The sequence below is a fragment of the Caloranaerobacter sp. TR13 genome (assembly GCF_001316435.1).
In the GTDB taxonomy this organism is placed as follows: Bacteria; Bacillota; Clostridia; order Tissierellales; family Thermohalobacteraceae; genus Caloranaerobacter.
Genome location: NZ_JXLL01000001.1, coordinates 347,522 through 359,567, shown reverse-complemented (window position 1 = coordinate 359,567; position 12,046 = coordinate 347,522). Strand labels below are relative to the sequence as shown.

Here is a 12,046-nt window from a genome sequence, read left to right as displayed (position 1 = left end):
ATATTATTAAATAATATGATTAATATATTAAATATTTATTTTGAACAAAAATATTAATAAATAATTAAAGCCTGATGTCAAAGACATCAGGCTTTAATTATTTATCTTCTAATTCTATTGTTGAATGACAATTTGGACATTCTGTATCTTCATCATCTAATAAGTCTCTTTCAAAATATATTACTTCATTACAATTTGGACAGTGTATTTCTACATAATCTATATCGTCTTCTTCATCATATAAAAAATCATCATCGAATAAATCATCTTCGTCAATTTCTCCAAACAATTCATCTTCTACTTCAGTTAAATCCTCATCAATTGCATCCACATACTCTTCTAATTCTTCTTGTTCCTCATATAGCTCACTAATTGCATCTGAAAAATCTTCTAAAGTATCAATAATATGCATAAGTAATCTGCCTTCTTTTGTTGATTCATCAATATCAAGTCCTTCTGCTAACCCTCTAAGATAAGCAATTTTCTCATATAAATAATCCATGAGATGCACCTCCTATTTTATTTTTAATCTTAAAATTATTATTGCCTATACTCTTGACAAATACTCACCTGTTCTAGTATCAATCTTAATTTTATCCCCAATATTTATGAATAATGGAACTTGTACTACAGCTCCAGTTTCAACAGTAGCTGGTTTTGTTCCACCTGTTGCAGTATCTCCTTTAACTCCTGGTTCTGTATGCGTAACAACTAACTCTACAAAATTAGGAGGTACCACCTCAAATGGTTTACCCTCATGGAATCTCATAACTGCTACGTCATTTTCTTTAATATATTTTAATGCATGTTCAACTTTATCATAATTTAATGGTATTTGTTCATATGTTTCAGTATCCATAAAGTAATATAATTCCCCATCATTATAAAGATATTGCATTTCTTTTGTTTCTATATGTGCTTTAGGAAATTTATCAGATGGATTGAATGCAATGTCTTTAATTGCACCTGTTTTTAAATTTTTAATTTTTGTTCTAACAAAAGCTGCTCCTTTTCCAGGTTTAACGTGCTGGAAATCAATAACTTGATAAATTTCACCGTCCATTTCAAAAGTTAGACCTTTTCTAAAATCTCCTGCTGAAATCATTACAATACCTCCCATTAACTTATTTCTATTAATTCTTTTGTTGTTTTAGACAGCACTTCGTAGCCATCTTCTGTAACTAAAACTAAATCTTCAATCCTAACTCCACCAAAGTTAGGTATGTATATACCAGGTTCAACTGTAATAATCATACCTGGTTTTAAAGCTATTTTACCCATTTCGTTTTGTGCAAGTCTCGGATTTTCATGGACCTCTAAACCAACTCCATGTCCTAAACCATGCCCAAAATGTTCTTTATAACCATAACTATCAATTATATCTCTTGCTATTCTATCTAATTCATAACCCTGTACATCTGGTTTTATTGCTTTAAGTGACTCTGTTTGTGCTTCTAATACAATGTTATAAATATTTTTTTGCTTTTCATTAGCTTTCCCTATAACAATAGTTCTAGTCATATCAGAACAATATCCTTTATAAATACAACCTATATCAATAGTTAAAAAATCACCGTCTTCAACTATTTTATCAGAAGCTACCCCATGTGGCATTGCAGACCTTTTTCCTGATGCTATTATAAATTTAAATGAAGGTCCTTCTGCACCTAACTTTTTCATGAAATATTCCAATTCTATAGCAATATCTAACTCTTTTACTCCAACTTTAATAAAATCTAATATATGATTAAATGCTTTATCTGTAATTTCAGCTGCATTTTTTATTAATTCTATTTCTTGTTTATCTTTTATCATTCTTATGTTTTCTAGAACTCCATTAAGTGGTACTATATTTATATTGCTACACTTTTCTTCTATATTTCTAACAAATTGTAAAGTAGCAAAATTATCTTCTATACCTAATCTTTCAACTTTTAATTCGCTTAATACATCAAAAATAGTATGTAATGAATTCAATTCAATTATATTAAATCCCTCACATTGCTTACTTACCTGTTCTAAATATCTAAAATCAGTAGCTATATAGTTTTCTTTTTCAGTTATTATTATATATCCTGAAGTTCCTGTAAATCCACTTATATATCTTCTATTTTCAGGTTTGAAAATAATTACAGAATCTATATCAACTTCTTTCATGTATTTCTTTAATTTTTCAATTCTTGCATTATTGACTATCAGATCTATCACCTCCAGTAATAATTTCATATAGAGCCTCTATAGCTATAATATATCCTAAATAACCTAACCCGCATATTTGACCTGTACAAACTGGAGCTATAACTGATTTATGTCTAAATTCCTCTCTTTTATAAATGTTTGTCAAATGTACTTCTATCGTTGGAATGTTTAAAATTTCTAATGCATCTCTAATTGCAATACTGTAATGCGTATATGCTCCAGGATTAATTATTATTCCATCATAATAGTCTTTAGCAATATGCAATTTATTTATGATATCACCTTCAAAATTCGATTGAAAGGTTTCGACTTCTACACCTAAATTTCCACCTTTATTTTTAATCATTTCATTAAGATTCTCTAAAGTAATATTGCCATATATTTTTTGATCTCTGAGTCCAAGCATATTTAGGTTTGGACCATGTATAACTAATATTTTTTTCATACTTGTCAAACACATCCTTAAACATTCTTCTTATATATTACCATAAATCTAATTCTTTGAATAGAATAACTTTATAGCTACTTTTGAAAGCTATAAATATTTATAATTTCTCCAGCAATGTCTTCTTTATTTTTATTATCTATATTAATAATGTAATCAGCACTATTATAATACAGTTCTTTTCTACTTAGAAAAAGCTGCATAGCTTTTTTCTTCCAATCAGTGCCTTTTAATAAAGGTCTTTTTTCTCTATCATCATATAGATTATTAATAATCGTATTAAAACTGCCATCTAAAAGAAATATAATACCTTTTTTCTTAAGTATTTCTACATTACTTTTATATAATACAATACCACCACCAGTTGAAATCACAACTTTTTCTTTTTTTGATATTTCTGAAACAACTTTATTTTCAACCCTTCTAAAATAATTTTCACCATATTTTTCGAATATATAACTTATTTTACATTTACAATCTTTTTCAATTATATTATCAGTATCATAAAATCTCATATCAAGTTTTTTCGCAATATACTCACCAATGTAAGACTTACCAGTACCCATAAACCCAATTAAAACTATATTCTTTTTTCTCATTTTATCACCATATATCGCTATCATGTTTTGGTTTTTTTGAAACTTTTTCAATTGCCTTTGTAACTTCCTTTAAAACATCTACATCAAACTGTACTTCCATTCCATTTACCTTTGTAAATAGCTTTCCTTTTTCAGTAACAATATATCTTGGTGGTAAATTATTCAAGGCAATAGCCGCCATATCCAACTTACACTTTTTACATTTACAAATATTTGGATATTTCTCAATTGTTAAATCTATCATTCTGATAACAACATCTTCCATATAGTTATATAGCTTCATTTAATCACCTCTTAAAATTAATATATTGTATCTGTCATAAGTATCCTGCCGCTTGCAGGTACAATTGTTATTTCACAATATCTATCGTTTTTTAAGTCAAGCAGACTTATTGTAGTACCTCCATGAGTTGGAGCTCCATTTAAATTGAACATAATTTCATTTTCAGAGTATATTAATTTATAACCTTCTTTTAAATCAACTTTTTTAATTTGAGTTGTACCATTTAATACTATATAACTTTTTTCTTCTAATAATATCCTATAAGCGCTACCTTCTGACATTCGTAACATTCTAATATTTCGAATGTCGTTACATAACATCTTACCTTGTCCCAATAACTCATAATCATTAATTTTAATTTTAGGAACAGCTATTAATAGAATTAAAAATATCAAAGTAAGCACAACCAGCAATTCAATAACAGTTAAACCTTTAATATTTCTTAGGTTAAAAGCCAATTATTACACCTACCTAACTTTACTCAATTTTAGGCAAAGGTTTTATATTGATATCTATATCTTTTACACTTTCATTTATAGAAAATCTGTTTGAAATTCTAAGACCTTGTGTACCTAAGTTCTCAACTAATGGTCTAAAAGTATATACCAATAATAATTTTCTTTCGAAAATATCGCTATATGTGTGCAAGTTAATATTTGCAATTATTTCATTATCATTTGATTGTATATTTATGTCCTGTTGTTTTATTGCTACTTTACGCACTATAGAGCCTTCACTAATTTCGTATAAATCATATTTAAACTCACCTAGTAACTTTACATTATTAATCCTATCTTTATTTAAATGTAAAGTTAAAGTATCAGCTTCACTATCTATACTAAAAATAATACCAAATTTAACTTTGTAGCCATTTACTATATTAATACTATTATCTTCATATTTTTTTAATTGAACACCATTTATTAAAATCCCATGGCCTAAAATTCTATTCAGTTTAGGCACATCTATATTTAAAAACCCAATATTTCCATTTAGATCTTTAGCTTTTATTTTTATTTTCCTATTAGAAAATTTATTTGTTAATGTAATCTCTGCTTTTGTATAATCTTCGTTATATGAGATACTGATATTACTGTCATCGAAGATTTCATCTTCAGAAATAATTTCATCATTATTTAGGTCGGCTTCAAACCATACTTTTTCAACTTGTTCATCAAAATTAGTTGTCAATTTAAAATCTTTTAACTCACTATCTATTAAAGGTGATTTTGCATCAATATCTATTTTAAAAGTTCTATAAACTATATTGTTATATTGATTCTTTACTTTCACTAGAATTTCATTTGAACCATCTAATAGTACAACATTAGCTGTATAAAATCCTTCATCTGTAACTTTATTTTCCTGAGATTTAATCCCGTTTACTATAATTTCTTCAATTGTTGAATTCGGTTCAGTTGATAATTCTAGCTGAACTGGTCTCTTCAGATCATTATGTTCATACTCTTCTAAATTTATTGAATCTAAACTTAAATAAGGTACTGTCTCCATAACCTTATTCCCTGATAAATCTGTAGCTGTTATAACTAAACTATTTTGGATATCTCGTTTTAAAGTTATATTAAATTCTTTTATTTCATCAATTCCAAAAAGTTCTTCTCTACAATCAATAGTTTTTATAACTTCATCATTATAAAGTACTTCAATAAGAGAAGGCTCATTTACTGTAATATTTAATTTTTTATTTGAAGAATCAGTGTCAAAAGACAATTCTGCATCTAAAACAGGAGGTTCTGTCTCATAAACTGATATATCTATTACAGGAAAGTACTTGACTCTTTCCTTTCCATCTATATCTATATAGCTAACATATGATTCATTTTGACCTTCTGTATTACCAAATTGATATTTGCCTACTTTATTCGCCTTTACTTTTATCCAAAAGTTTATTGGTTCAGCTATAAACTCTTTTCGCTCTTTATCTAATCTATATATAATACTTCCAATATCTCCGGTTACAGTATTACCTTTAATCTTTAATCCTTCTGATACTTCTAATATCTCAAAACCATCTGGTATTGTTTCTTTAAAAAATGCATTATGTATTGGCAAATCACTACTAATTTCATCTGCTAAAGCTTGATATACATCGTCTAATGTATCTCCATCTTCCGCCTTTTTAAAGTATCCACCTGAACTATCAGCTATTTGTTTCAGTTTTTCTAGATTTGCATCATCACTAAAACCTATCATAAAAGATTTTATTTCTAATCCACCATTTTTTAATAATTTTTCTCCAACTAACTTAGCATACTTTAAATCCCAATAATCAGCAATACTGCCACCCCAAGTATAGTAATTATTTCCTTCACCAAAATAATACATATAATCCTTAAAACTATAAGCTGTAGGTTCTCCATCAGTCATTAGAATTATATATTTTCTAGAATTTTTGTTAGTTGAACCTTTTAATTTGTAATAAGCTTTTCTTAAACCATCACCTATATTAGTACCACCATAAGGTTGTAAACTATCTATATCTTTAATTAATTCGTTATAGTGCTTATTATTAGATAAATCTGCAAATTCTTTACCTTCATAACTTGAATCCCACGCTCTTGTATCATAAGGTATTAAACTAACTTTAATTCTATCATCATCTTTTAATTTTTCTAAAAAACGTTTTGATACAAATTTCATTGCTTCTATTCTTGTTGTTTTATTAACTTTTAAAAGCTTTTCTAAGTTCTCTATTCTTTTATTCATTTCTATTGCATTTTTTATTATATTTTTGCTAACTTTTTTATTTCTTTTCTTTCTGCCTTTTTGCTTTGTTTCTATTTCTTTCAAATTATTTCTTATATTCTTTATGTAAATCTCTATTTTTTCAAACTCTTTATTTATTTTTTCATTATTTACTTTTATTTTACTTATATATTTTTTTATACTTTGCAAATTATCTTCTAAATCTTCTAGTATATTTTCTATATCTTTTTGGTCTTCTCTTATAACTGCTACAGTTTTTATTATTTCTAAAATGCCTTCTTTTAATTTTTTTATATATTTTCTTATTTCTATCGTTTCTTTATTTTGATTGAAAATAATTTTATCCCTCATACTACCTGATACATCCATAACCAAAACTACCTCTTTGTCCATCAGATAATATTCTGGATACACGTCATCGATTGATAAATTTTGAGGTTGTATCGTATAGTTGATAATAAATTCTTCTCCTGTTTGGTATTGGTTTTTCTCTAAAATCCTTATTAAATTAATAGGTGCCTTTACTTCATCTTTGAATTCTGCAAAAGTGTAATTATCAATTATCATTATATTGAAAATTAAACTGATTACTAAAAAAGATATAATTAATTTTTTTAACACATTATCGCCACCCGTTAATTCTTATTTCTAAAAAATACTACAGTACTATAACTCTCGTCAAAATTGTCTTTACTTAAATTTACTGTTATCTCTATACCATCAGCATCTAAAAAAGTTTTTCCTAATGGCAAAGGCTCTAAGCTAATTGATTTAATATAGTCAGCAATTTCTGTTGTTGCTGAACCTGAAAGACCTTCACCATAAAAAACCTTATTATTAGACTTAACTTCAAAAATAATTCCATTATCATTAGTTCTAAAAATAACTTTCTTAATGTTAATTTCAAAATCATTATTTAATGAATTCATATTATTAGTGTCTATTATTTCTATAATGCCCTTAGCTTCCATGACTCTATCTGAAAAATAATTTAAAACTATTTGTCCTTGATATTGAAGTTCCAAAACAATATCTTCCTTATTATAAGAATTGATATTCGTTAAAAATAATGTAGATAACATTACTATCAACAAACCAGCAAATGCTAGTGAAATCAAAAGTTCTAGAACTGTAAACCCATTTCTATTCATCAGTCTCATATAGTAATCACCTATCATTTATCTTATGAGCTTCCAATTGCTAACTTCTATTAAATCTTCAACTTGTATACCATTTCCACTCTCTGTTTTATTAACATTTATATTACTCTCTAGAGCTATTTTATTATTTGAATTATTTTTAAATATATTTGTAATATTATTTTCATAAATTAACTTTGAAACAATATTAGTATTATGCTTGATCTCTTTTATCCCATCATTAAGTATATAAATATTCCCAGTTGTTATAATTGAACCTATAAAGTTAATTTCACCTAATAAATAAAGATCTCCATTAGTTATTATTATCCCTTTAACTAAATCATTGTTTATTAAAACCTTAGTTATATCTTTTGGTAAATCAGACTCATCACTATTTGGTCCAATTATTGCAAAATCTTCATTATCCTTATCTAAGATAATTAACTCCTTTTTTTCTGAATTATAATCAATTTTATCTATTATCTTTGTATAATCTATTTGATCATCTACTGTAATTTTTTCTAATTGGATTGACTCATCGCCCATTTTATTTACATACAAGTCATATGTGGCACGCTTTTCATTTATAATTTCTTGATCTTCTACTTTTATGTTACTCGGAATTATTTTACCGTCATAAACTAAAGCTCCTGTATGAATTAAACTTTTAGATTCATCTAATTTTATACCTGCTCCTAAATTTAGTTCACTTGATTGCTGATATTCATCCTGATAAAACTTTATATAGTCACTTTTATCTTGAACTAATAATTTTTCTCCATTTTTATATCTATCTACTAACACAAGAGGATCATAATATTCAAAAACTACATTGTCGCTTTTTAAACTTGGTTTATTATCTCTATCTCCTAACTCTTGTAAAGGATATGTATAAGCAATATAATTTCCTTTTATAGATATTGACTCTCCTGTTTGATACTTCCCACCATAAGTATTTATAAAAGAAGAACCATGTATTATAACATCACCATCAATATTTAGCTCTGAACCAGTACCAATATCATCTGTATTTATAACAATACTGCTTGATTGGTCTGGGTCTGAAGCATCTGAACTATCAGATATACCATAAAAATTACCTTTAATATTTACTACACAATTGCTGCCATTTAATTCTAAATCATCCATTAGATAAAAAGAACCTTCATCTTGATTTATTACTGTATTATTAGTACCTTCACTTATAATGAAGTTTTTTGCAAAAATATTACCATTAATCTCAACATTATTATTCGTTGAATTTACTTTAAAGTTATAATCTGTAATAATGTTTCCATTAACATTAAAAGCTAAATCAGTTCCTTCTAACGTTATTCCACCACTATTATCTATTCCCTTTACAAATATATCTCCGTTAATTTCAACATTTCCACTTTTAATTAACATATTGCCATCAGAAGAGATAACTTTTTCCCAAACTGTATTAACAGGTATTTCATTAACTGTTGATGTGATATAAATAGGCTCATTATAATTTGGTATACTTATAATTAAAGAGGTTTTTATTTTTTTCTCAATTCCATCATTTATAAAAGTAGATTCTATGTCTAGTTCAAGCTTGTCCTCAGAAAAACTTAAAAAATCATTTAATACTTCAATTTGCGGTTTAATACCATCTAACTCTATTGTGTAATTATCTGAATTCTCTAATCTATTCTTAATGTTGTCTAACACATACGCTTTATAAGTATCCTTAAATAACTCATTTTGTGCTTGATTTAAAGCATCTAAATCTATCGTTCCATCTTCTTTTATGTATATACTCCCTTCTTCTAAATCTAAATTTGCTATAAAATCCTCTACTGATTTATTCCCTTCTTCAATAGCTTCTATAATTAAATTTTTTACTATAATATATGCTTCATCTAATCCTGCTTCTGTCATATAAAAATTCTTTTTTACTTTACTATTAACCATTTTAAATTTGAAATTTGTTACTGAAATAGTCAGTATAGTAACACCAAGTAAACTTAATATCGCCATAATTATCATTAATAATACTAAAGTCGATCCTTTGTTGTTAGTTATATGTCTAAACATAGCTTCACTTCCTAATTTGTAAGTAGCTTATAACCTGTAATCTGTTCTAATGTATTTCCATCTTTTTTTACTTCTACATCTACTTTATATAGTCCTTTTAAACTACTTTCACTTTTATTATCTAAAATCAAAATATTTTCATACCTAGTTACCTTTCCACCTAAATTATAAAAACTATAATTCGAAGTTGAAGTACCACTTTTACAAAAATATATAATCAAATCATTTTCTGTTTGGTTATTACTATTTATTACAAAATCCATATCGCCTAATATATTTAAAATCAGACTTCCTTCATCCCCATTATTTTCTATATTTGTAGTGCTCAACAAACTGTTATTATCATAAATATTAATAGTTATAAATGAATCTATCATTGCTATGTCTATTTTAGCTTCTACACTAATATAGTCTTTTGCTAACAAATTATCATCTTTATCATATATCGAAATATAATTTTGGTTATCTTTATCAATTTCAATTTTTACATCATAATCAACGATGGTATCATAGAAACTACTTTCAGACTCTGATAAATCTGAAATATTAGTTATATTTACTATAACATCATAATTTTCAACTTTATACTGTGTTTCTCCTTCTACTATACTATCTGATAATTTTAGGTCTTCTATAAATTTCTGAGCTATTAAAGTAGCCTTGAATTTATCTCTTGATTCATTATTAATTTTCGCTGTAGTTATAAAAAATGAAGATAAAGGAATAATTATTATACCTAGAATTGCTATAGTTACTAACACTTCTATTAAAGTTAGACCTGCATCTTTATTTATTCCATTTTTAAGCCACATATTAATCCCTCTCAACATCTACTAAACCAGATTTACCTACAACATTAACTCTTGGCCTATATTGATCATCACCAATAATTCTAATAAAAACACGTTTATCTGTCTCATTATATAATTTAATGTTTACACCAGACATATCATTTTCAGAATTCCTTTTATGTGTGTATATAATAATATTTATTGAATTACTAAATGGATTAAATTCAACCCATTTATTAAAATCATTAGGATATTTATCTCTATTCGTTTTATATTTGTAAAAATAATTCCCTTCTGATTTTGAAAAATAAATTTCTACATCTTCAACTAAAGGATTATCAGCATATACATAAGTTTTTCTTTGAGAATCATTAACTTTACCTAATGTAATTGTTGGTAAATCTGAATTATATGGCTTAACATTCATCGCAAAATCATAAATTATTTCATCAGATTCAGTAGCCTTATCTAATTTAGTATTAGCTTTTCCTGAATAAAAAGGATTTTTCTTTCCATAGTTTTCGTCAAAATTCCAAATTGTAAAATCATCATAGACTAAATTCAACAAAGGTACAGCAAAAAAATCAATTTTTATATTTCCTGAAATTTCATTATCTGAATTTCTTATAATATTCAAATTTTTGATAAGTAATTTTTTATCATAATTTTGTATTAAATCAATAAAATTTATTAAATTTTCATATTTACCAGTATAAAAAATATCCATCGTCATCTTCTCTATCTTACTTTCGCTAGATTTATCATCAGATTTAATATTTTTATTTTCCTCTTTCGTATCTTTATTTATTTTTTTATTTAAATCATAGTACTGTTCTACAAGTTTCTTTATCAGATACTCCTCGTCTTTTTTATTCTCTTTTTCTTCACTAAGATTAGCAATATCAGGTCCGCTAAAATTCAATATAAATCCATTAATATTTGATTTTTTTATCATTTCATCAATGCTTATTATAATCTTTTCTTGAAACATCTCAGGTAGCAATTTACTAGATAAATTACTTATTTTTTCATTAAGTATTTTATATTCAACATCCTGATTTATTTCATTTTCAAGCTCTGCTTTTACATTTTTTACTTTAGTTCTATAAATATTTGCAGTTTGTTCTAAATCATTTATTCTTATTAATTGATCACTAATAACTAGTTTGTAATAGATAAATATTAAAATAATAAAAAATAATACTAATAGAAGGTACTTTTCTCTTTTACTTAGTCTCATTTACCTTCACTTCCCTTTAAAACACATTTTAGTGAAAAAACAAATCTATTCTGTCCTTTTTCTTCGTTTATATTTATTACTACTACTTTGCTAAACAAACCTAGTTCTCTTAGATTATGTTGTAATTTAGCAATAGAAATTCTAGAGTCTGCAACTCCTTGTATTTGTAAATTATCTAAGCTTACATTCATAACATTTAAATATACATCCTTAGGTAAAGTAGAAGTAATTTTTTCTAAAAAATTTGTATTTATAATATCTTGATCTTCCAACTCCTTGTTGATTTCTACTAAAGTATTATAATATTGTTGCATAATTTTAAATCTATTACTTCTCTTTTCTATTTCAGCTAACTTTTCTTTAGTATTTTGAGATTTCAAGTAGTCTTCTAACATTTTTATTTCACTTTTTAAGCTTCTGATTTTGTATATATTAATAAAAGTTATTGTAGTTAGTAATATAAATATTGCCACAGCTATTATGCATATAGAAAATAACTTTTTTTTATAAATCTTCTTATTGTTGACGTAATGAGAAAATAAATTTATATCTTTCATTA

General features: G+C 25.9%; 13 protein-coding genes. All 13 read right to left on the bottom strand.

The features are described 5' to 3' along the window. Window positions 1-97: 97 nt before the first annotated feature. The 13 genes from TR13x_RS01695 to TR13x_RS01635 all read right to left on the bottom strand — a co-directional run bounded on the left by TR13x_RS01695 (window position 98) and on the right by TR13x_RS01635 (window position 12,044). Window positions 98-502: a CD1247 N-terminal domain-containing protein gene (locus TR13x_RS01695; RefSeq protein WP_054870147.1), complete on the bottom strand. Its 405-nt coding sequence runs from the start codon at window positions 500-502 to the stop codon at window positions 98-100. 45 nt (window positions 503-547) lie between these two features. After that, window positions 548-1,105, bottom strand: coding sequence for an elongation factor P (gene efp / locus TR13x_RS01690; protein ID WP_054870146.1), 558 nt, complete (start codon window positions 1,103-1,105; stop codon window positions 548-550). Window positions 1,106-1,119: 14 nt separating this feature from the next. After that, complete coding sequence (locus tag TR13x_RS01685) at window positions 1,120-2,226, bottom strand: Xaa-Pro peptidase family protein (RefSeq protein ID WP_054870145.1); 1,107 nt, start codon at window positions 2,224-2,226, stop codon at window positions 1,120-1,122. Beyond that, window positions 2,186-2,644 (bottom strand): type II 3-dehydroquinate dehydratase, encoded by a 459-nt coding sequence (gene aroQ, locus TR13x_RS01680; protein ID WP_054870144.1) that lies wholly within the window; start codon window positions 2,642-2,644, stop codon window positions 2,186-2,188. Before aroQ ends, TR13x_RS01685 begins: the two co-directional genes overlap by 41 nt. A gap of 77 nt (window positions 2,645-2,721) precedes the next feature. Continuing rightward, window positions 2,722-3,243, bottom strand: coding sequence for a shikimate kinase (locus TR13x_RS01675; RefSeq protein ID WP_054870143.1), 522 nt, complete (start codon window positions 3,241-3,243; stop codon window positions 2,722-2,724). A gap of 4 nt (window positions 3,244-3,247) precedes the next feature. Next, entirely contained in the window at window positions 3,248-3,526 is a 279-nt protein-coding gene (locus TR13x_RS01670; protein WP_054870142.1) for a late competence development ComFB family protein, read from the bottom strand. Window positions 3,527-3,543: 17 nt separating this feature from the next. Beyond that, on the bottom strand, window positions 3,544-3,984 hold the full coding sequence (locus TR13x_RS01665; RefSeq protein WP_054870141.1) for a hypothetical protein: 441 nt from the start codon (window positions 3,982-3,984) through the stop codon (window positions 3,544-3,546). A 19-nt stretch (window positions 3,985-4,003) separates the two neighbouring features. Beyond that, entirely contained in the window at window positions 4,004-6,874 is a 2,871-nt protein-coding gene (locus TR13x_RS01660; protein WP_054870140.1) for a VWA domain-containing protein, read from the bottom strand. Between the two features lie 14 nt (window positions 6,875-6,888). After that, entirely contained in the window at window positions 6,889-7,413 is a 525-nt protein-coding gene (locus TR13x_RS01655; protein WP_054870139.1) for a PilW family protein, read from the bottom strand. An 18-nt stretch (window positions 7,414-7,431) separates the two neighbouring features. After that, on the bottom strand, window positions 7,432-9,456 hold the full coding sequence (locus TR13x_RS01650) for a Tfp pilus assembly protein FimT/FimU (protein ID WP_054870138.1): 2,025 nt from the start codon (window positions 9,454-9,456) through the stop codon (window positions 7,432-7,434). An 11-nt stretch (window positions 9,457-9,467) separates the two neighbouring features. Beyond that, window positions 9,468-10,268: a prepilin-type N-terminal cleavage/methylation domain-containing protein gene (locus TR13x_RS01645; RefSeq protein ID WP_054870137.1), complete on the bottom strand. Its 801-nt coding sequence runs from the start codon at window positions 10,266-10,268 to the stop codon at window positions 9,468-9,470. A gap of 1 nt (window position 10,269) precedes the next feature. Next, the gene (locus TR13x_RS01640) at window positions 10,270-11,487 is read right to left on the bottom strand and encodes a hypothetical protein (RefSeq protein WP_054870136.1); all 1,218 of its coding nucleotides are present in this window, start codon (window positions 11,485-11,487) and stop codon (window positions 10,270-10,272) included. Next, the gene (locus TR13x_RS01635; RefSeq protein WP_054870135.1) at window positions 11,484-12,044 is read right to left on the bottom strand and encodes a PilN domain-containing protein; all 561 of its coding nucleotides are present in this window, start codon (window positions 12,042-12,044) and stop codon (window positions 11,484-11,486) included. Before TR13x_RS01635 ends, TR13x_RS01640 begins: the two co-directional genes overlap by 4 nt. Window positions 12,045-12,046 lie beyond the last annotated feature (2 nt).

Bases quoted from the DNA above. Each gene is read 5' to 3' on its own strand.
- TR13x_RS01655 (WP_054870139.1), bottom strand. From the start codon at position 7,413: ATGAGACTGATGAATAGAAATGGGTTTACAGTTCTAGAACTTTTGATT.
- TR13x_RS01695 (WP_054870147.1), bottom strand. From the start codon at position 502: ATGGATTATTTATATGAGAAAATTGCTTATCTTAGAGGGTTAGCAGAA.
- TR13x_RS01645 (WP_054870137.1), bottom strand. From the start codon at position 10,268: ATGTGGCTTAAAAATGGAATAAATAAAGATGCAGGTCTAACTTTAATA.
- aroQ (WP_054870144.1), bottom strand. From the start codon at position 2,644: ATGAAAAAAATATTAGTTATACATGGTCCAAACCTAAATATGCTTGGA.
- TR13x_RS01635 (WP_054870135.1), bottom strand. From the start codon at position 12,044: ATGAAAGATATAAATTTATTTTCTCATTACGTCAACAATAAGAAGATT.
- efp (WP_054870146.1), bottom strand. From the start codon at position 1,105: ATGATTTCAGCAGGAGATTTTAGAAAAGGTCTAACTTTTGAAATGGAC.
- TR13x_RS01670 (WP_054870142.1), bottom strand. From the start codon at position 3,526: ATGAAGCTATATAACTATATGGAAGATGTTGTTATCAGAATGATAGAT.
- TR13x_RS01675 (WP_054870143.1), bottom strand. From the start codon at position 3,243: ATGAGAAAAAAGAATATAGTTTTAATTGGGTTTATGGGTACTGGTAAG.
- TR13x_RS01640 (WP_054870136.1), bottom strand. From the start codon at position 11,487: ATGAGACTAAGTAAAAGAGAAAAGTACCTTCTATTAGTATTATTTTTT.
- TR13x_RS01685 (WP_054870145.1), bottom strand. From the start codon at position 2,226: ATGAAATTATTACTGGAGGTGATAGATCTGATAGTCAATAATGCAAGA.
- TR13x_RS01650 (WP_054870138.1), bottom strand. From the start codon at position 9,456: ATGTTTAGACATATAACTAACAACAAAGGATCGACTTTAGTATTATTA.